Raw genomic sequence first — 20,253 nt, 5'->3', positions numbered from 1 at the left:
CACAACCAGGCCCCGAAGCCGCGTCGCCCCCAAACCATCCGCAGGAGAAAACATGTCCAACGCCAACAACACGTCCCTTGAGCAGTACGAGGTCTGGTTCCTTACCGGCAGCCAGCACCTCTATGGCGAGGACGTCCTCAAGCAGGTCGCCGCCCAGTCCCAAGAGATCGCTGACGCGCTGAACGCCTCCGCCGACGTCCCGGTGAAAATCGTCTGGAAGCCCGTGCTCACGGACTCGGACGCCATCCGCCGCACCGCCCTGGATGCCAACTCGGACGACGCCGTGATCGGCGTGACCGCGTGGATGCACACCTTCTCCCCGGCCAAGATGTGGATCCAGGGCCTGGACCTGCTCCGGAAGCCGCTCCTGCACTTGCACACCCAGGCCAACGTCGAACTGCCGTGGGCGGACATCGACTTCGACTTCATGAACCTGAACCAGGCCGCGCACGGCGACCGCGAGTTCGGCTACATCCAGTCCCGCCTCGGCATCCCGCGCAAAACCGTCGTCGGCCACGTGTCCAACCCCGAGGTGTCCCGCCAGGTCGGATCCTGGCAGCGCGCCTCGGCGGGTTGGGCGGCCGTCCGGACCCTCAAGCTGACCCGTTTCGGCGACAACATGCGCAATGTCGCCGTCACCGAAGGGGACAAAACCGAGGCAGAGTTGCGCTTCGGCGTCTCGGTCAACACTTGGTCCGTCAATGAACTCGCCGACGCCGTGCACGGCGCGGCAGAGTCCGACGTCGACTCCCTCGTCGCCGAATACGAGCGGCTCTACGACGTGGCCCCCGAACTCCGCACCGGCGGCCCGCGCCACGAGTCGCTGCGCTACAGCGCCCGGATCGAGCTTGGGCTCCGCAGCTTCCTGGAGGCCAACGGCTCGGCCGCCTTCACCACGTCCTTCGAAGACCTCGGCGCACTGCGCCAGCTGCCGGGCATGGCCGTCCAGCGCCTCATGGCCGACGGTTACGGATTCGGCGCCGAGGGTGACTGGAAGACTGCCATCCTGGTCCGGGCAGCCAAAGTCATGGGCGCCGGGCTCCCCGGCGGCGCCTCGCTCATGGAGGACTACACCTACCACCTCGTCCCGGGCCAGGAGAAAATCCTGGGCGCGCACATGCTGGAGGTCTGCCCGTCCCTGACCGCCGCCAAGCCGCGCGTGGAAATCCACCCGCTGGGCATCGGCGGCAAGGAAGATCCCGTCCGCATGGTCTTCGACACCGATGCCGGCCCCGGCGTCGTGGTGGCGCTGTCCGACATGCGCGACCGCTTCCGCCTCGTGGCCAACGCCGTCGACGTCGTGGACCTTGAACAGCCGCTGCCCAACCTGCCGGTGGCCCGTGCCCTCTGGTCGCCCAAGCCGGACTTCGCCACCTCCGCTGCTGCCTGGCTGACCGCCGGAGCCGCCCACCACACTGTGCTTTCCACCGCCGTCGGCATGGACGTCTTCGAGGACTTCGCCGAGATCGCCCAAACCGAACTGTTGAACATTGACGACGGCACCACCATCAGGGGCTTCAAGAAGGAACTCGCCTGGAACGCCGCCTACTACAAGCTTGCCGGCGGTCTGTGACCGGGGACGAATACGGGCTCCGGCACGGGGAGTACACCGCCGTCGTCGCCGCCCGCGGTGCAGCGGTGCGAACGCTGCAGTTCCGCGGGCGGGACCTGATCGTCCCGTTCCCGGCCGGCGGGCCCAACCCGGACTTCCGCGGCGTCATCGTGGCACCCTGGCCGAACCGGATTCCCGACGGGACGTACACCTTTGGCGGTGCGGACTACGAGCTCCCGGTCAACGAACCCGACCGGCAATGCGCCCTGCACGGCTTCACCCCGGAGCTGGAGTGGAGGCTGGAGTCCCGGACGGATTCCGCCGTGGAGTTCTCCTGCGCCATCGGGCCGGTGCCGGGCTACCCCTTCGCGTTGTCGATCACCGCCAGCTACCGGCTGGCCAGCGGGGGCCTGCACACTGACGTCACAGCAGCCAATGTGGGGCAGCGGTCCGCACCCTACGGGGTCTGTCCCCACCCGTATCTGCTGGCCGGGCCGGCGCCGCTGGACCAATGGAGCCTGGAGGTGCCGGCACGGACGTTCCTCGAGGTCACGCCGGACCGGCTGCTGCCGATCGCCACCCGGTCCGTTGAAGGACACGGATATGACTTCCGCGCGGCCCGCGTCATCGGTTCTACCAAGATCGACCATGCCTTCACCGACATGGTGTTCGACGGCGACGGGCAGGCACACCTCGTGGTCCGGGACCCGGGCGGGACCGGCGTCGGCATGGCCTGGGACCGCAGCTGCACCTGGCTGCAGCTCTACACCGGGGATGCTGAACCGCCGCTGCCCGGCCGGCTCGGACTCGCCGTGGAACCCATGACGTGCCCGCCGGATGCCTTCAACACCGGCACGGACCTCGTGCGGCTCGGACCCGGAGCCTCGCACCGCGCGGCCTGGCGCATCTTCGCCGCGTGAGGGTCCGGCGGCGGTCCGAAGGAGACTGGCGCCGAATGTGCGTTGACTCACATGTTTCAAGAAGCTATCTTTGACCATATTGTTAGCGATAACAATCAGCCGCAGTTCCCTTGACGGCTGAATCCCCGTTCCATTCAGACCTCCGCAATCCTCCCGCTGTTACCGCCCCGCAGGGGCACGATGACGTGCAGGACTGCGATCAGGAGCAACTTCGCGGACTTTGGGTCCGCGGAAGGAGAAAATTGTGAAGATCAGGAAACTCCTGGGCGCCGTCGCGGTTGTCCTCGCTGTGACCGTAGGGGCCACAGGCTGCGGCAGCCGGCCCGGCACGGCCGCCCCGGCCGCCAGCGCCGACGCCGCCGGTTCCCTCGTCGGGATCTCGATGCCGACGCAGACCTCGGAGCGGTGGATCGCCGACGGCAAGAACGTCTCGGAATCCTTGACGAAGCTCGGCTACAAAGCCGACCTGCAGTACGCCAATGATGACATCCCCACCCAGGTGTCCCAGATCGAGAACATGCTCACCAAGGGCGCCAAAGCCCTCATCGTCGCGGCCATCGACGGCACCACGCTGACCGATGTCCTCGCCAAGGCGAAGGAGCAGAACGTCAAGGTCATCGCGTACGACCGGCTCATCAACGGCACGCCGAACGTCGACTTCTACACCACCTTCGACAACTACACGGTGGGAGTCCAGCAGGCCACTTCGTTGCTGACCGGCCTGGGCCTTGTTGACGCCAGCGGCAAAAAGGTCGAAGGCAAGGGCCCGTTCAATGTGGAGCTCTTCGCCGGCAGCCCGGATGACAACAACGCCAACTTCTTCTGGACCGGCGCCATGGACACCCTCAAGCCGTACCTGGACGCCGGAACCCTGAAGGTGCCCAGCGGCCAGACCAAGTTTGAGCAGGCTGCCATCCTGCGCTGGCAGGCCCCCGTGGCCCAGAAGCGCATGGAGGACATTCTCACGGCCGCCTACAGTTCCGGCACCAAGCTCAATGGCGTCCTCTCCCCGTATGACGGCCTCTCCATCGGCATCATCTCGGCCCTGACGAGCACCGGCGGCTACGCCAAGGGAAGCCTGCCGATCGTCACCGGCCAGGACGCCGAAAAGGGTTCGGTGAAGTCCATCACCGCCGGCGAACAGTACTCCACGATCTTCAAGGACACCCGCCAGCTGGGAGCCCAGGCTGTGAAGATGGTCGACGGCCTCCTGAAGGGTCAGGAACCCGAGGTCAACGACACCAAGACCTACGACAACAAGGTCAAGGTCGTCCCTGCGTACCTGCTCAAGTCCGTCATCATCACGAATGAGAACTACAAGAAGGAACTCATCGACTCCGGTTACTACACGGCGGCCGACGTCAAGTAGCCACGTCGAAGGGTGGCGGGCCGCCGTCGAGTCCGGGCCGCCACCCTTTCCCGCAGACTCCTGCAGCCGCAGGACGTCTCAGGTACTACCAGTCAGTGAGAATTGGCGATGAACACACCCATTCTTCAAATGCGAGGAATCACCAAGACCTTCCCGGGCGTGAAGGCCCTCCAGGACGTCACTCTGCAGGTGAACCGCGGCGAAGTCCACGCCATGTGCGGTGAAAACGGCGCAGGGAAATCCACCCTGATGAAGGTCCTGTCCGGCGTCTACCCGCACAGCTCCTTCGACGGCGACATCCTCTTCGAAAACGAACCCTGCAACTTCTCCAGCATCAGCGACAGCGAGAAGCGCGGAATCGTGATCATCCACCAGGAGCTGGCACTGAGCCCTTACCTGTCCATCGCCGAGAACATCTACCTCGGCAATGAACAGGCCAACCGCGGCTGGGTGAACTGGCGCAAGACCAACCTGGAGGCCGCGAAACTCCTGGCCCGGGTGGGCCTGAGCGAAAACCCGGTCACCCCCGTCCAGCACATCAGCGTGGGCAAGCAGCAGCTCGTGGAAATCGCCAAGGCACTCTCGAAGGAGGTCAAGCTCCTTATCCTCGATGAACCGACGGCGGCCCTCAACGACGAGGACTCGAGCCACCTGCTGGACTTGATCCTGCACCTGAAGGGCCAGGGTGTCACCAGCATCATCATCAGCCACAAGCTCAACGAAATCCGCAAGGTTGCGGACGCCGTCACCATCATCCGCGACGGCAAGACGATCGAGACCCTCCGCCTGGGCGACGGCGAGATCACTCAGGAACGCATTATCCGCGGAATGGTGGGCCGGGACCTGGAAAGCCTGTATCCGGACCGGCAACCACAGATTGGCGAGGAAGTCCTGCGGATCGAGGACTGGTCCGTCCGGCACCCGCAGGACTACAGCCGGGTGGTGGTCAACAACGCCAGCCTCAACGTGCGCAAGGGGGAAGTGGTGGGGCTGGCAGGACTGATGGGTGCCGGCAGGACGGAGCTGGCCATGAGCGTCTTTGGACGGAGCTACGGCACCGCCACCTCGGGGAAGGTGTTCAAACACGGCACGGAAATCAACACTTCCACCGTCTCCGACGCCATCAAGCACGGCATCGCCTACGCCACTGAGGACCGCAAGCTCTACGGTTTGAACCTCATCGAGGACATCAAGCGGAACGTATCCATGGCGGCGCTGCGCAAGCTGGTCAAGGGCGGCTGGGTGGACAAGAACCAGGAAACCGTGGTGGCCAACGACTACCGGAAGAGCATGAATATCAAGGCCCCCTCGGTTGCCGCCGTCACGGGCAAGTTGTCCGGCGGCAACCAGCAGAAAGTGGTGCTGAGCAAGTGGATGTACTCCGATCCGGACGTGCTGATCCTCGACGAACCCACCCGCGGCATCGACGTCGGCGCGAAGTTTGAGATCTACACGATCATCGCGAAGCTGGCCGCGGAAGGAAAGGCGGTCATTGTGATCTCCTCCGAACTTCCCGAACTGCTGGGCATCTGCGACAGGATCTACACCCTCTCTGCCGGGCACATCACCGGCGAGGTCCCGATCGCCGAAGCATCACAGGAAACCCTCATGCACTACATGACCAAAGAGAAGGAATAGCGAACATGTCCGCCCTCCGAGAATCCCTGGGCTTCCTGACAAGCCGCCTCCGCCAGGTTGGCATCTTTGTCGCCCTGATCCTGATCGTCCTGCTGTTCCAGATCCTGACGGACGGGATCCTGCTGGAGCCGCAGAACGTCACCAACCTGGTGGTCCAGAACAGCTATATCCTGATCCTGGCCATCGGCATGGTGATGGTGATCATCGCCGGCCACATCGACCTGTCCGTCGGTTCGGTCGCCGGCTTCATCGGCGCCTGTGCCGGTGTCATGATCGTGCACTGGGGCTGGGAGTGGTGGCTTGCTATTCCGGCCTGCCTGCTGATCGGCGCGCTGGTGGGTGCCTGGCAGGGCTACTGGATCGCGTACGTCGGCATTCCCGCCTTCATCGTCACCCTCGCCGGGATGCTGATTTTCCGCGGCCTGACACTGATCGTTCTCAAAAACCAGCAGATCACGCCGTTCCCCGGCGAACTGCGGGCGCTGGGCGGCGGCTTCCTGCCGGACATTTCCGGCGGCACGTCGGTGCTGGAGTGGCTGACGGTCATCCTTGGCGTCGGCGCCACCCTGGCGCTGGTGATCCAGGCGGTCAAGGAACGCCGGATCCGCAAGAAGTTCGAACTCGAGAACGAACCGGTGGCCTGGTTCGCCACCAAGACCGCGTTCATTGCCCTGCTCATGCTGACCATCACCTTCCTGCTCGCCAGCTACCGGGGCACCCCAATCGTCCTGATCGTGCTGGCGGTCCTGGTGATCGTCTACACGGCCCTGATGAACAACAGCGTCTTCGGCCGGCACACCTACGCACTCGGCGGCAACCTGCACGCGGCTGAGCTGTCCGGCATCAAAACCAAGGTCGTCACCTTCCGGCTGTTCGTGAACATGGGCGTCCTTGCCGCACTGGCCGGCCTCGTGTTCACGGCCCGGCTGAACTCCGCCCAGCCGGCCGGCGGCACGGGCTTCGAACTGGACGCCATCGCGGCGGCGTTCATCGGCGGCGCCGCAGTCACAGGCGGCATCGGAACCGTGGCAGGGGCCATGATCGGCGGTCTCATCATGGGTGTCCTCAACAACGGCATGTCGATCCTGGGCCTCGGCACCGACTACCAGCAGCTCATCAAGGGCCTGGTGCTGCTCCTCGCCGTCGGCTTCGACATCTTCAACAAGAACCGCAGCGGCAAGGGCGGTGGGATCTCGATCATCGAGCGTCTCAAGCTGAAAACCCCGCGGCCCCCAAGAGGCCGGCCCCGGTCGGGCGTTTATTGCGGGTCTTTGCTGGGCCGCTACCGGGCCGCCGATTGCGCCGTCTGGTCCTCCGCGGCGGCGCCCGGTTCGCCGGCGATGATGGCGTCGACTTCAGCCTTCTCCTTGGCCCCCCAGGTTTCGCGGGTGTTCAGCCGGCGTGGTCGTTGCCGAGTGCGATTTTCATGGGTCTCCTTCGTGCGGGACTGAGTGCGGGACGTTCAGGCGGGGTGTTGCGGGTTTGGCTATGCCGGTACTTCATCGCGCCATGGAATCGATTCCATGGCGCCGGGGCGCGTCACGGCGACAGCGGAGGCATGGGTGGCGTGGAGCATTGCCGCAGGCAGCTCGCGGTCGCTGCCGGCGAGTGATGCGGCGAGGTAGCCCACGAACGTGTCGCCGGCTCCGGTGGTGTCCCTGGCGTCCACTTTCGTCGCCGGCACATGCACGGGACTGCCGTCAACGACGGTGAAGGATCCTTCCGCGCCGGCGGTGCACACGATGGCCGGCCTCAGGAAGGGCGGGAGCGACGTGACCAGGTCCCGGTGGTTTCCTTGGATTCCGGCCAGGCCGGTGAGGCCGGCGAGAACCTGGATTTCCTGTTCGTTCACCACCAGGAGGTCGACGTCCTCGAGCAGCGCCTCGATCTGCCGGGGGCCGGGGCGGCGTTGAGGATGACGAATGCCCCGCGATTCTTCGCGGTCCGAGCGGCCTGCCGGACCAGCGCGGTCGGGATTTCCAGCTGCAGGACCAGGACGTCGCCGGCCTGGACGGCGGCGAGTCCCGCTTCGACGTCGGCGGCGGTAAGCCCGGCGTTTGCACCCGGACTCACGATGATCTGGTTTTCGCCCTGGTCATCGACCGCGATGACCGCCGTTCCGGTGGCGGCGGTGCCGCTGACCCGAACGTGGCCGGCATCGATGCCAGCCTCGGCGAGGACCTCAAGAATCCGCCGGCCATGGGCGTCGTCGCCGACGGCGCCGGTGAACGTCACCGCGGCGCCGGCCCGGACAGGGGCGGAATTGAGGGGCGCTGCCGTCACGATGACGTTGGTCCCGGTGGAACGGAGCGCGCGCGCCTGGGCGTTGGGGTGGAAGTCCAGCTGGGTGACGGCGGCGGCCACCCTCTGGCGGGACTCGGCGGAGGTTGCCGGGTTTCCGGAGAGCACCCTGGACGCCGTGGCGGGGGAGGCGCCTGCCAGTGCCGCCACGTCCTTGATGGTGATGGATGGTCCCGTCACTGCTGCCGCCTCTCGCGCTCAAACCAAATCATGGAATCGATTCCATGGAATCGTTCACTCGCCGTGGACGGCGGCCTGGCGCTCCTCGGACCGGTTCAAATAGGCCAGCAGCAGCGCGCCGGCTTGGTCCAGGTCTCCGGCTTCCAGGGCGGTGCAGATTTCCTCGTTGTCCGGCAGGTAGCCCCGGTAGAAGTGCGCGTCCACGGTGGCCTTGTGGAAGAACAGCCGCATCTCGGCCAGCACCTGGGACATGATCGTGTCCAGCCGCCGGCTGCCTGCCAGGGCCACGATCGCGCCATGGAAATGCTGGTTGGCGCTGCCCAGGGCCTCCTCGTCATTGGCGGCGGCGGCGGCCTTGCCCTCTTCAACGGCAGCGCGGACCGCGGCCACGCGCTCCGGGCTCCCGCCGCCGCGGATCGCACTGACTTCAATGGCGCGGCGCACGGTGTAGACGTCGTGGATGTCGCCGGCCTCGAGTCTGGCCACGAAGACGCCGCGGTTGGGGTGCCGGACCACCAGGCGCTCGGCCGCCAGTTCGGCGAAGGCCTCGCGGACCGTGTTGCGGGAGACGCCCAGGTCTTCGGCGATGGTCGACTCCGTGAGCCGGGCTCCCGGCAGGAGCAGGCCCTCCGCCAGTTGCAGGCGCAGCTCGGCCGCCACCCGGTCCGCCACGGACGGGACGGCCACGCGCAGCCGCGCCGCAGCTGCGCCGAGGGCGGAGACGGCAGCTGCATCGGGAGTGGTCATAGTGCCGAATCTACACGATTGTCCCAATGTTGAATCGTCGGATTGTTGAACAATCCGTGAAATTGATGCATCCTAGTAGGGGGCTATCATGAGACGAGGATCACAAATGGCAACCATTGACCTGAACAGCGACGTCGGCGAGTCCTTTGGCCGCTGGACCCTGGGCGACGACTCGGCGATGTTCCGCTCGGTCTCCAGCGCCAACGTGGCGTGCGGATTCCATGCGGGCGACCCGAGCGTCATCCGCCGGACCTGCCGCGAGGCGATTGGCGCCGGCGTCGTGATCGGCGCCCACGTCGGCTACCGCGATCTCGCCGGCTTCGGCCGCCGCTTCCTGGACATCGACCCGATCGAACTGGCCGACGACGTCGTCTACCAGATCGGTGCCCTGCAGGCGCTGGCCGCCGTCGAGGGCGGCACGGTTAAGTACGTCAAGCCGCACGGCGGCCTCTACAACGCGATCGTCTCGCACACCGCCCAAGCGAAGGCCGTTGTCGACGCCGTGAAATCCGTTGACCCGAACCTGCCCATCCTGGGCCTGCCGGGCTCGGAAGTGCTGCGCCTGGCCGAGGCCGCCGGCCTCCGCGCGGTGACCGAAGCCTTCGCGGACCGGGCCTACAACCCGGACGGCACCCTCGTGTCCCGCACGCTCCCCGGAGCCGTGCTGGAGGACCCCGCTCTCGTCACTGAGCATGTCCTCCGGATGGCCACCGATTCCGCCATCCGCACCATCGACGGCTCCATCCTGAAAATCCGCGCCGAAAGCATCTGCGTGCACGGTGACTCCCCGGGGGCCGTCGCCATGGCCGCTGCCGTCCGCGAAGCGCTCAACGCCGCGGACATCACCACCGCCGCCTTCGTCTAGGCCGCAGCTTCACCGCTTCACACCCCGGTTCCGCCGGGACCACCCGCACTTAAACCCAAGCAACAGGCAGCACCCCGCACACCTGGAGGAAACCATGACTGCAGCACCGCATCAGGCCACCCCGGCCGCCGGCAAGAGGAAGCTCCCGCCCGGCGCCCTCAAGGCCTACGTCGCGAGCCTCACCGGCACCTCGCTGGAGTACTACGACTTCGCGATCTACTCCGTGGCCTCGGCCCTGGTGTTCCCCAAAGTCTTCTTCCCGGGCAACGACGAATTCGTCGGGCTGCTGCTGTCCTTCTCGACCTTTGCCGTGGGCTACCTCGCCCGTCCCATCGGTGGCGTGATCTTCGGGCGGCTCGGTGACAAGATCGGCCGCAAGAACGTCCTCGTGACCACCCTGCTGCTCATCGGCATCGCAACCGTGCTGATCGGCGTGCTGCCCGGCTACGCCGCCATCGGCCTGGCCGCCCCCACCATCCTGGTGCTCCTGCGCCTGGCGCAGGGAATCGGCGTTGGCGGCGAATGGGGCGGCGCCGTGCTGCTCTCGAGCGAATTCGGCGACCCCCGCAAGCGAGGCTTCTGGTCCTCCGCCGCACAGATCGGTCCGCCCGCCGGCAACCTGATGGCCAACGGCGTCCTTGCCGTGCTGGCCGCGACGCTCAGCAACGAAGACTTCCTCTCCTGGGGCTGGCGTGTAGCCTTCCTCGCCTCGGCCATCCTGGTGGTCTTCGGCCTGCTGATCCGGCTGAAGCTCGAGGAAACGCCCGTCTTCAAGGCCATCAAGGCCCACGGCGAACAGGCCCAGGCCCCCATCAAGGATGTCTTCACCAAGGAACCGCGCGCCCTCGTTTCGGCCGCCCTGTGCCGTGTCGGCCCGGACGTGCTGTACTCCCTGCTCACGGTCTTCATGGCCGTCTATGCCACCAAAGAGCTGGGCATGACCACCAGCAACGTCCTCAGCGCCATCCTGATCGGCTCCGCATTCCAGCTGGTCCTGATCCCGGCGGCGGGCGCCCTCACGGACCGCGTCAACCGCCGCCTCGTTTACGGCGTCGCCGCCGTCGGAACGGCCGCATACATCCCGCTGTTCTTCCTCATGATCCAGGGCAAGTCGGTCTTCATGCTGACCGTCGGCATTGTGATCGGACTGGCGTTCCACGCCTTCATGTACGGCCCGCAGGCTGCCTACATCACCGAACAGTTCCCGGCCCGGTTGCGCTATGCCGGCAGCTCGCTGGCCTACACCCTGGCCGGCGTGATCGGCGGCGCCGTCGCACCGCTGGTCTTCACCGCCCTCTTCGCCGTCAGCGGCAACTGGTTCCTGATCGCCGGCTACCTCGCGGTCGCCTCGATCGTGACGGTGATCGGACTGGCCATTGGGCGCAACCCGCAGCCCGAGGAAGAAGAGCGGCTCCTGCAAGATGCCCGCGCCTGAGCGGCGCGGATCCTGTTCACCGGCACAATGATTGAGGCAACTCGTGATTGAGACAGCAGGGGAACCCCTGAAGGTACAAGCCGCCGCAGCAGGCGAAACCGCAGTTCACAAGGTCCGCTCCGTGCGGGCCGTGGGGACGCGCGCGGTCCTCGCTGAGCTCTCCGGCACCCAGGACGTGCTCGCCCTGCAGGCACTGCTCCTCGAGAAACCGCTGCCGGGCCAGCAGGACATCCTGGCCGCGGCCGAGACCGTCCTGGTCAAGGCCGAGTCCCCGGCCTCGGCCCGGCGCATCGCCGCCCGCCTGATGCAGCTCGACCTCACCGCACCCGTCCAGCGCGACGGCGAGCTGGTGGTCATCGACACCGTGTACGACGGCGAGGACCTCGCCGAAGTCGGACGGCTCACCGGCCTGGGAACCGACGGCGTGATCGCCGCCCACTCCGGGCAGATCTGGACCGTGGCCTTCGCCGGCTTCGCCCCCGGCTTCGGGTACATGATCGGGGAGAACCAGCAGCTGGAAGTGCCGCGCCGCAGCTCGCCCCGCACCGCAGTTCCCGCGGGGTCCGTGGCGCTGGCCGGCAACTACTCGGCCGTGTACCCGCGCCGTTCCCCGGGCGGCTGGCAGCTGATCGGGCGCACCAACGCCAAGATGTGGGACCTGGACCGGGAGCCGCCCGCCCTGGCCGCCCCCGGCCACCGGGTGCAGTTCCGTCCGGTCCGGGATGCACTCGCGCTCGCGGCCGAGCCAGTAGCGGAGCCCGCTGTCGAGCCGGCCGCGGCGCCTGCGGCCGAGGGCACCGCGCCGGAACCGGTTGCCGGGCAGGATGTCATGGCCGGGATCCGGATCGTTTCACCGGGCCTTCAGAGCCTGATCCAGGACCTCGGCCGGGACGGCCACTCCGGGCTGGGCGTCTCCGCCGCCGGCGCGCTGGACCGGGCCTCGCTGCGCCGGGCCAACCGCCTCGTCGGCAACGCCCCCGGCGCAGCCGGCATCGAGACCGTCGCGGGCGGACTCAAGGTCCAGGCCGTGGGGGACCAGGTCCTCGCCGTCGCCGGGGCGCCGTCGGAATTGAGTATCGCGTCCGCACCGGACGATGCCGGCGATACGTGGAAGCGCACCGTGCCGGTGGCGACTCCCTTTGCGCTGCTCGACGGCGAAACGCTCAGCATCGGTGCGCCGCACAGCGGCTTCCGCAGCTACCTCGCGGTCCGCGGCGGGGTGGATGCCGCCCCGGTACTGGGCAGCCGCTCCACGGACACCATGTCCGGGATCGGTCCTGCGCCCCTGGCCGCCGGGCAGCAACTGGGCGCCGGCGGAGAAGCCGAGACGGGCGTCGTCGGAAATCCCGAACTGCAGCCGGACTACCCGGGCGCCGGGGTGACCGTCCTCGACGTCGTCCCCGGCCCCCGCGCCGACTGGTTCGATCAGGCGGCACTGGACTCCTTCACCGCCCAGGACTGGGCCGTGCTGCCGCAGTCCAACCGCGTCGGAATGCGGCTGGACGGTACGCCGCTGCAGCGCAGCCGCCAGGGCGAACTGCCCAGCGAAGGCACCGTCGCCGGCGCCCTGCAGGTCCCGCCGGAGGGCTTGCCCGTGCTCTTCCTGGCCGACCATCCGATCACCGGCGGCTACCCGGTGATCGCCGTGGTGGTCGACTCCCAGCTGGACCTCGCCGCCCAGGTCCCGATCGGCGGCAGAATCCGCTTCCGCTGGGCCGAATCCGCCACCACCGAACACCCCACCGAACACGGCACTACTGAACACGCCACCACCACAGAAGAAGCGAGTAACTGATGCGCAAGGTCCTGATCGCCAACCGTGGAGAAATCGCGGTCCGCATAGCCCGGGCCTGCGACGACGCGCAGCTGGCGTCCGTCGCTGTCTACGCCGACATCGACGCCGACGCCCTGCACGTCTCGGCCGCGGATGAGGCGTTCAGCCTGGACGGCAACTCGCCCGCGGACACGTACCTGAACATCCCCAAGCTCCTCGCCGTGGCGGCCCAGTCCGGTGCGGACGCCGTCCACCCCGGCTACGGCTTCCTCTCCGAGAACGCCGACTTTGCCCAGGCCGTCCTCGACGCCGGGCTGACCTGGATCGGTCCGACGCCGGACGCGATCCGGCTGCTCGGCAACAAGATCACGGCCCGCGACGCGGCCGTCCGGGCCGGCGCACCCCTGGTGGCCGGCAGCGACGGTCCCGTCGACACGGCGGCCGAGGCCCGCGCTTTCGCCGAAGAGCATGGCCTGCCGATCGCCATCAAGGCCGCCTTCGGCGGCGGCGGCCGCGGCATGAAGGTGGTCCGGGTCATCGACGAGGTCGAGGAAGCCTTCGACTCCGCCGTCCGGGAAGCCGTTGCCGCCTTCGGGCGGGGCGAGTGCTTCGTGGAGCGCTACCTGGACCGTCCGCGCCACGTCGAGGCGCAGGTCCTGGCGGACGCGCACGGCAACGTCGTGGTCGTCGGAACCCGCGACTGCTCCCTGCAGCGCCGGCACCAGAAGCTCCTGGAAGAGGCCCCCGCGCCGTTCCTGACCGACGAGCAGACCGCCCTGATCTACGACGCCGCCAAGGCCGTCTGCCGGGAAGCGGGCTACTCCGGCGCCGGCACGGTGGAATTCCTCGTCGCGGCGGACGGCACCGTGGCCTTCCTGGAGGTCAACACCCGGCTCCAGGTGGAGCACCCCATCACCGAGGAAACCACGGGGATCGACCTCGTCCAGGAACAGTTCCGGATCGCCGCGGGCGAGCCGCTGCGCCTGGTCGAAGACCCGGCACCGCGCGGACACGCCTTCGAGTTCCGGCTTAACGCCGAGGACGTGGGCCGCGGCTTCCTGCCCTCGCCCGGCACCATCGGCGAATTCGCCGGCCCCACCGGCCCGGGCATCCGCCTCGACACCGGCGTCCGCTCCGGGTCCTTCGTCGCGCCGCAGTTCGATTCCCTGCTCGCGAAGCTGATCGTCACCGGCGCGGACCGCCAGCAGGCCCTGCGCCGTGCCCGCCGGGCCCTCGCCGAAATGCGGATCACCGGCGTCGCCACCGTGCTGCCCTTCCACCGGGCCGTGCTGGAATCCCCGGACTTCACCTCCGAGGACGGCCTCGGGATCCACACCCGCTGGATCGAAACCGACTTCGCGGACAGCATCCCTGCCGATCCCGACTACAGCACCACCGCGCCCGACGGCGAACGCCGCACCATCACTGTCGACGTGGACGGCAGGCGCCTCGCCGTCGGCCTTCCGGTCGATCTGCTGGACGCCTGGGCCCGCTCGGGCAGTTCAGCGCCCGCCGGGGTGTCGGTAGCGTCCGACGGCGGTGCCGCCGCTGGCGACCCGGGGGAGCTGCGCGCGGACATGGCAGGGACAGTCGTGAAATGGCTCGTCGAGCCGGGAGCCGAAGTCTCGGCCGGGGACCCGGTGGTGGTCCTTGAGGCCATGAAGATGGAAACCCAGGTCTCCGCGCACCGGGACGGCACCGTCACCGACGTCCGCACCAAAGCGGGCGGGGTTGTCACGGCCGGCGCGGTACTCGCGCTGATCGGGTAGCCATTTTCCGGCAGTGTCGGGGCCGCTTCCGCCGGCGGAMGCGGCCCGTTTCCCTGCGTGTTTGGCTATCTGCGGTACGCCGCCAGGGCGGACGCCAGAGCGGTGGCGGAGCCGGGACTGCTGTCGATCCGCCAGTCTGTTTCCTTGTTGAAGTTGAACCAGACAACTGCTGTGACATCGGGCTGGGCAGCCAGATAGCTGATCAAGGCAGTGTTCCAGTCGGCTTTGGACCCGCCTTGTTCGGCAGATGAAGTCTCTGCCACGAGCACGTGTTTGCCTGGGGCAAGCCGTCTCAGTTCGGACAGGCCCGGGCCGAAGAGCTCCGATGGCCAAAGCCAGCTGCTCCAGGCTGCTGATGTACCCCAGTTGTAACCGTCGAGGGCCACTTCATCCACGTAAGCGGAGCCTGGATACAGCCCGTCGAGCGGGGTTGACCCCCAATACGGAACGTTGGGATTCCAGACCCAAGAGATGTTGGAGGCGCCGGTAGCAGCAACGACGTCATGGACGTGCCGCCACGCCGCAGCGTAATCGCCGGGTCCGTTTCCGTTGACTCCCTCAGACCAGGGGTACCAGTTGCCGTTCATTTCGTGCCCGAAGCGCACCATCACTGGATGCCCCCAGGCTGCCAGCGCCTGGCCCCACTGCCGCAAGTAGGGGTCGAAGTTGCCGGCCGTAATGCGGTCCAGGGCATAGGCCGGCTGATCGGTTCCGCCGCCCCAAGCCCAGGGCTCCCAGGTCAGCAGGGCTACGGCGCCTCGGCTGCGAACAGCATCCAGCTCCGTGATGGGCGGGCCTTGATTGAAGTCCTTGTAGGACAGAATGACCGACGGCGCCTCCCCGGCGAGGGACGCGGCCCCGTCCAATTCCGCTTGGGCCAGCGGCCCGCCGGGGGTGCCGACGCCGAAGCGCAGCGGCGAGCTGCTGATGACGGGGGGCAAAAGTTCCGCCACCGGCGCGGCCGCCACGACCGCAAAGCCCGTCGACGCCTTGACGGTGCCGGATACGGCTTGGACGTCAAGGACCGGCTGGGGCGTTTGCGGGATAACGACGTCGGCGGTGAAGCCTCCAGAGGCACTGACCTTGAAGGCGACGGAACTGGCCCCGGCGCTCACAGTTCCGGAGCCCTTCTTGGGAAAACCGGTGCCGGTGACGGTGACCGCGGTTCCGGCCGGGCCCTTGGCCGGGCTGAGGCTAAGGGACGGGGAGGCGGCCTGGGCGGGTACCGCCGCGAGGGACAGGCTGAACGCCATGAGGACAAGAACGCAGGTCAGGCTTAGCAGCGGCTTCATCGTGGCTCCTTGGCCGGGCCCCGGCCAAGCGGGGCATCCTGACGGAACGCGGCTTGCCTACGGAAGCCACAATATCCAGTATCCGTCAGGACGGTTCCGCTCCGGGGTCAAACGAAGCAGGAGATCCCGAGGATTGTCCAAGGATTCCGCTCAGTCGCGCAGCGGGGACTTTGACAGGATCCAGGTGTTCGTCCCGTCCTGGCGCTTGAATGTCACGGTGGTGACCAGGGCGCGAATAAGGGCGAGCCCGCGCCCTGATTCAGCCTCGCCGTCGGGCATGGCGGCGTCAGTGTCAATGGGGTCGGGGCAGACGGCATTGAAGGCACTGACCCGGGCCTCCAGCCTGACGGACGTAGCGCTGATGTCGACCCCGAGTTCCACGGGCTTCGTGGATTCGGGAACGGCGTGCTGCACCACATTGCTGGCAGCTTCGATCACGGCCGTGGCGAACGTCATGCGGTCCAGGTCCGGAACGAAGGAAGCGTCATCCCACAGTTTGTCGAGCTCGGTATGCACGGCCTCGATGGCTTCCGGAAGTGCCGTCTGGCGGAGCGTCCGCCGGGCGAGAATGTCAGTCATCCCCGAAAGCTTCAGCCGCGGAGGGGTACGACGTCAGGACTTTGTCCATGCTCGTAAGGCCCAGGACCATTTGAACCTGGGGCTGGACGGCCGCGATCCGAAGGTCGCCGCCGGCTTGCCGCGCGGCCTTGAGGCACCCGATGAGCGCTCCAAGCCCGGACGAGTCCATGAACCCTGTCGCTTCGAGGTTGATCACGATCCGGGCCGAGCCCGAAGCGACAACTTCCGCCACCATTTCCCGCAGTTTCGGCGCCGACACCATGTTGAGCCGGCCGGCGGCTGTTATCTCGGCGTAGCTGTCTTTCACTTCATAGCTCAGGTCCACGGAGGGCCCTTTCGGTGGAGGTCTCGTTGCTGGTGTCGGGGTCATCGCCGGAACCGCCGGCAGAGTATCCGCGGTACAGGACGGCCCGCACCAGGATGCTCATGACGATCAGGTCAAACACCACCCAGAATACGTTGACGAGTGTGCCGATCGGCTCGGACATTCCGGCAACGAGCCGCCCAATCCCAACAACCGACGCGATGAACAGTACGACCGACACGGCGATCTGTGGGCCGATCAGGCTCCATCGTGGACCTCCAGACTGGCGGTCCTTGGGCGTGACGGCGAAGCCGAGGGGATGCCCGAACCAGACGTTCCGGGCCGCCGTCGTACATGCTTTGATCCAGGTGGGGAACAGGGCGAGGCTGTACTGCTGACCGCGCCAGGTGGGGATGCCTCTGCCGGCAACGGCAAAGAGGAGCTGGTTGACCACCATGAACGGAATGAATCTCAGGAAGAAGTCGGCGCTCAGGCTGGTGACGGGCAGGATCCCGAAGAGCAGGTAAATGATCGGCGCGGCGAAGTAGACGACGGCGGCGAAGCCGCTGAGGTAGGTCCACATCGTTGCGAAGTACATAAGCCGCTGGCCCAGCTTCAGCCCGCGCTGAAGGAGCGGGTTCTCCCGCAGAAACACCTGGATGGTGCCCTGGGCCCAGCGCAGGCGCTGGGTCAGCATGGTGCCGATGTCTTCCGGTGCCAGCCCGTAGGCCAGGACCTCGTGGTGGTAGACGCTTTGCCATCCCATGGCGTGCATGCGCATGGAAGTCGCCATGTCCTCCGTCACGGAGATCGTGGCCAGCGGCATGACCGGCTGGGCCTCGTCGGTCCGTTCCACCGATAACGCGTCCAGCACCGCCTGCACGGACTCGATTGCCCCAAGGGGAGACCAGTCCCTGGCCGCCATGCGCTGCACTGCATCATCGGTCACCACGGGCACTCCGGCGTCACCGAGCTCCACCGGCGCCATCGCGGCAATTTCCTTCAGGTCGGCCTGAAGGGCGGACACATCGGCCAGCACCAGTGCCTGGACGGCCTGGTCCACCCGGCGTCGTGCCCGGTACGTGATTTCGCTGAGTGAGTCGCCGGCGTCGAGCCGGTGGCGGGCCTCTTCGGTTGCCGCTTCGACCTCGTCGAGGGTGTGCTGAATCAGCAAGGATTCGCCGGTTGACGCTTTGCGTGCCTTGCGGATAGCCGCCCGGGATGCGCTGAGGGCGCGCCGGATACTCTTCTCGGTTTCCTTGACGTACCCCGACAGTCCCAGCTGCATGAGGGCCTCCCTGCGGAGGATGGCGTTGGAGCCGCAAAAAAAGGCAGCGTTCCAGCCGTCCTTGCCCTGCTGGATGGGGCCGTAGAACAAGGGTGCCTGGCTGCCCAGGGGATCGTCGGCCGGGACGTTGCTGAAATATTGGGGCGTCTGGACGAGGGCGACTTTGCGGTTGTTGAAGTAGCCCAGGGTCTTGTCCAGAATGTCCGGTTCGGGGATCTGATCCGCGTCGAGAATGAGCAGGAACTCGCCCTCGGTTTGCATCAGGGCGTTGTTCAGATTCCCCGCTTTCGCGTGCCGGGGCATCCCGCTCCATTCCGCGCTTCGGGTCACGTACCCCAGTCCGCTCGCCGCGGCCAGTTGCCGGAGCGCGGGCCTGTCACCATCGTCAAGTATCCAGGTGCTGTGCGGGTGCCGGATCTTTTGGGCGGCAAGCGCCGTCGTCATCACCAGCTCCAGCGGCTCGTTGTACGTCGTAATGAAAACGTCAACCGTGGCGTCCGCGGGGGCCGGTGCCGGCGTAGTGCGGGACTTTAGCCGCCAGACTGTCATTCCGAAGAGCAGCACGTCGATCAGGCTGTAGGTCTCGGCGGCGACCAGCGGCACGGCGATCCACGACGCGTCCCAGTTCAGTGACGCCAGCCAGCGCCAGGCCACGTAGTTGACGCCGGCCAGCAACGTCAGGAGCACGAGGAGCCGTACCCCGAAGAGCTGCACGGCGCTCCCGGAGCGTTGCTGTGGCGCGTCGGCGCCGTCCGGGTCTGGGCAGCGCGGCGTCTCGGTCACGCGAGCGTCCTTTCGCGAGGGGTGAGTGGGCATCCTGCCGGGCCTCGGTGCGGCACCCAGGGCAGGCGCACTTAGTCGGATTCTGGTTCGCGCTGGAGCAGGACCGCAGTGATGTCGTCCAGGATGCCTTGTTTTCCCCGCCGGTCGCAGAGTTTCTTCACGGCGGTGTCCGGATGATCCTGCCCCTGGCGGCTGTCCAGGGCTGCGGCGAGACGGCCGAGGTCACCGCCGTGCAGGTCCAGGAGGCCGTCCGTCGGAACCAGGAGGGCATCGCCCGGGGCGAGCCGGAAGGTGTGCGTTTCCCAGCTTTGCCCGGGTATCAGGCCCAGTGGCGGCCCCGTCGGGGACAGGCGTTCAATCGTGAAGTCGGAACGGAGGATATAGCTCAGTCCCTGGCCGGCGTCCGCATAGTGGCCTGTGCCGGTTGCAGGGTCGATCAGCGCGTGGAACACCGTGGCATAGGAGCCCACACGGGCCAAGGTATCGTCGAGGCTCCCCGACACGTCCTCGAAGATTCGGGACGGCCCGGCTTCCCAGCCGGTGTGGGCGAAGGCGGACCGGACGGTGCCGGCCACGATTCCCGGACCGATGCCTTTGCCCATGGCGTCGCCGACGGTAATGCGGAACTGGCCGGCCGCGGTCATGCCGAGCTCGTAGAAGTCACCGCTAAGCCCGGAGGCAGGGTAAAAGCAGGTGCCCAGCGAGTAGCCGGCCGGTGCAGGGGGAGTGGGCGCAAGCAGGGCCCGTTGCACCCGGGCTCCGTTGTCGATGTCCCACGAAAGGTTCATTTCGCGCTGGATGATCTCAGTGAGGTCCTCGAGGATCTTCTGCTGCTCTGCGCTGAATACCCGGGGCGCCTGGTCGATGATGCAGAACGTTCCGACATGCGTGCCGCCGGGCCCGGTGAGGGGATGGCCCGCGTAGAACTGGATATGGGGATTGCCGGTCACGAGCGGGCTCTGCCGGAAGCGTTCGTCGGTGAGGGCGTTCTCCACGATCATGGTTCCCGAGGACTTGATCGCCTCGGTGCAGAACGTGTCACGCCGCTCCGACTCGCGGGCGAGCGGACCGACGAAAGATTTCAGGAATTGCCGGTCCTCGGCGATCAAGGAAATGCTGGCCGCACTGACACCGAAAAGCCCCTGAGCGAGCCGCGTGATCCGGTCGAAGCGCTCCTCCGAGGGTGTGTCCAGAAGGCGGGTTCTGGAAAGGTCCTCCAACCGCGCCCACTCCGGGGCTTCAGCCCCGCTGAGGCGCGATTCGGATTGGTAGCCCGTGCTTGTCATACGTCCTTCACACATCTGAGGCGATTGAGCCCAACGAGGCCTGTACGGCCGTTCGACGTGGGCGTCCGCTGTCCTCGCGGCGGGCTCCCACCCTTCGATCGAGCTTCCCGCCAGTCAGCGGGACCCGGTCACGGCAACCCTACCGTCGATCCGTGTTCAGGGCGTTGTCAC

Annotated in this window: 17 protein-coding genes; 9 read left to right on the top strand and 8 right to left on the bottom strand. The window is 67.1% G+C overall.

Going from position 1 to position 20,253, the window contains the following annotated elements; genetic code table 11:
• Positions 1 to 52 precede the first annotated feature (52 nt).
• From araA to mmsB, 5 genes are all read left to right on the top strand, one after another.
• Positions 53 to 1,573: an L-arabinose isomerase gene (gene araA, locus AC1D0A_RS15655; RefSeq protein WP_476946253.1), complete on the top strand. Its 1,521-nt coding sequence runs from the start codon at positions 53 to 55 to the stop codon at positions 1,571 to 1,573.
• The gene (locus AC1D0A_RS15650) at positions 1,570 to 2,472 is read left to right on the top strand and encodes an aldose 1-epimerase family protein (protein ID WP_476946252.1); all 903 of its coding nucleotides are present in this window, start codon (positions 1,570 to 1,572) and stop codon (positions 2,470 to 2,472) included. Before araA ends, AC1D0A_RS15650 begins: the two co-directional genes overlap by 4 nt.
• A gap of 244 nt (positions 2,473 to 2,716) precedes the next feature.
• Positions 2,717 to 3,841, top strand: coding sequence for a multiple monosaccharide ABC transporter substrate-binding protein (chvE, locus tag AC1D0A_RS15645; RefSeq protein WP_476946251.1), 1,125 nt, complete (start codon positions 2,717 to 2,719; stop codon positions 3,839 to 3,841).
• Between the two features lie 108 nt (positions 3,842 to 3,949).
• Positions 3,950 to 5,479 carry a multiple monosaccharide ABC transporter ATP-binding protein gene (mmsA, locus tag AC1D0A_RS15640; RefSeq protein ID WP_476946250.1) on the top strand — a complete coding sequence of 510 codons (1,530 nt, stop codon included), beginning with the start codon at positions 3,950 to 3,952 and terminating at the stop codon, positions 5,477 to 5,479.
• 5 nt (positions 5,480 to 5,484) lie between these two features.
• Positions 5,485 to 6,930, top strand: coding sequence for a multiple monosaccharide ABC transporter permease (gene mmsB / locus AC1D0A_RS15635; protein WP_476946249.1), 1,446 nt, complete (start codon positions 5,485 to 5,487; stop codon positions 6,928 to 6,930).
• A gap of 35 nt (positions 6,931 to 6,965) precedes the next feature.
• On the opposite strand, the gene AC1D0A_RS15630 is transcribed toward mmsB, so the two are convergent.
• From AC1D0A_RS15630 to AC1D0A_RS15620, 3 genes are read right to left on the bottom strand one after another with little or no spacing between them, the layout of a single operon-like run.
• Positions 6,966 to 7,331, bottom strand: coding sequence for a PfkB family carbohydrate kinase (locus AC1D0A_RS15630; RefSeq protein WP_476946248.1), 366 nt, complete (start codon positions 7,329 to 7,331; stop codon positions 6,966 to 6,968).
• Complete coding sequence (locus AC1D0A_RS15625; RefSeq protein ID WP_476946247.1) at positions 7,328 to 7,960, bottom strand: PfkB family carbohydrate kinase; 633 nt, start codon at positions 7,958 to 7,960, stop codon at positions 7,328 to 7,330. The genes AC1D0A_RS15630 and AC1D0A_RS15625 overlap by 4 nt, the downstream gene beginning before the upstream one ends.
• A gap of 54 nt (positions 7,961 to 8,014) precedes the next feature.
• Positions 8,015 to 8,707: a GntR family transcriptional regulator gene (locus AC1D0A_RS15620; protein ID WP_476946246.1), complete on the bottom strand. Its 693-nt coding sequence runs from the start codon at positions 8,705 to 8,707 to the stop codon at positions 8,015 to 8,017.
• A 106-nt stretch (positions 8,708 to 8,813) separates the two neighbouring features.
• Here AC1D0A_RS15620 and AC1D0A_RS15615 point away from each other — a divergent pair, with 106 nt between their 5' ends.
• From AC1D0A_RS15615 to AC1D0A_RS15600, 4 genes are all read left to right on the top strand, one after another.
• Positions 8,814 to 9,572 (top strand): LamB/YcsF family protein, encoded by a 759-nt coding sequence (locus AC1D0A_RS15615; protein ID WP_476946245.1) that lies wholly within the window; start codon positions 8,814 to 8,816, stop codon positions 9,570 to 9,572.
• A gap of 94 nt (positions 9,573 to 9,666) precedes the next feature.
• Positions 9,667 to 11,007 carry an MFS transporter gene (locus AC1D0A_RS15610; protein WP_476946244.1) on the top strand — a complete coding sequence of 447 codons (1,341 nt, stop codon included), beginning with the start codon at positions 9,667 to 9,669 and terminating at the stop codon, positions 11,005 to 11,007.
• 46 nt (positions 11,008 to 11,053) lie between these two features.
• Positions 11,054 to 12,802, top strand: a complete 1,749-nt coding sequence (locus tag AC1D0A_RS15605) for a 5-oxoprolinase subunit B/C family protein (protein WP_476946334.1) — start codon at positions 11,054 to 11,056, stop codon at positions 12,800 to 12,802.
• Positions 12,802 to 14,550, top strand: coding sequence for an acetyl/propionyl/methylcrotonyl-CoA carboxylase subunit alpha (locus AC1D0A_RS15600; RefSeq protein WP_476946243.1), 1,749 nt, complete (start codon positions 12,802 to 12,804; stop codon positions 14,548 to 14,550). The genes AC1D0A_RS15605 and AC1D0A_RS15600 overlap by 1 nt, the downstream gene beginning before the upstream one ends.
• Positions 14,551 to 14,615: 65 nt before the next feature.
• Here the strand turns inward: AC1D0A_RS15600 and AC1D0A_RS15595 are convergent, their stop codons facing one another.
• The 5 genes from AC1D0A_RS15595 to AC1D0A_RS15575 form a co-directional block, all read right to left on the bottom strand.
• A complete protein-coding gene (locus AC1D0A_RS15595; protein WP_476946242.1) occupies positions 14,616 to 15,842 on the bottom strand; it encodes a glycosyl hydrolase in 1,227 nt (408 codons plus the stop codon).
• A gap of 150 nt (positions 15,843 to 15,992) precedes the next feature.
• A complete protein-coding gene (locus tag AC1D0A_RS15590; protein WP_243178209.1) occupies positions 15,993 to 16,421 on the bottom strand; it encodes an ATP-binding protein in 429 nt (142 codons plus the stop codon).
• Entirely contained in the window at positions 16,414 to 16,746 is a 333-nt protein-coding gene (locus tag AC1D0A_RS15585) for an STAS domain-containing protein (protein WP_243178210.1), read from the bottom strand. The genes AC1D0A_RS15590 and AC1D0A_RS15585 overlap by 8 nt, the downstream gene beginning before the upstream one ends.
• On the bottom strand, positions 16,730 to 18,727 hold the full coding sequence (locus tag AC1D0A_RS15580; protein ID WP_476946333.1) for a glycosyltransferase family 2 protein: 1,998 nt from the start codon (positions 18,725 to 18,727) through the stop codon (positions 16,730 to 16,732). The genes AC1D0A_RS15585 and AC1D0A_RS15580 overlap by 17 nt, the downstream gene beginning before the upstream one ends.
• A gap of 140 nt (positions 18,728 to 18,867) precedes the next feature.
• Positions 18,868 to 20,082, bottom strand: a complete 1,215-nt coding sequence (locus AC1D0A_RS15575) for a PP2C family protein-serine/threonine phosphatase (protein WP_476946241.1) — start codon at positions 20,080 to 20,082, stop codon at positions 18,868 to 18,870.
• Between the last annotated feature and the right edge of the window lie 171 nt (positions 20,083 to 20,253).

This window comes from Arthrobacter sp. P1_D4, assembly GCF_056406115.1.
This window is presented reverse-complemented; position numbering and strand designations above follow the sequence as displayed.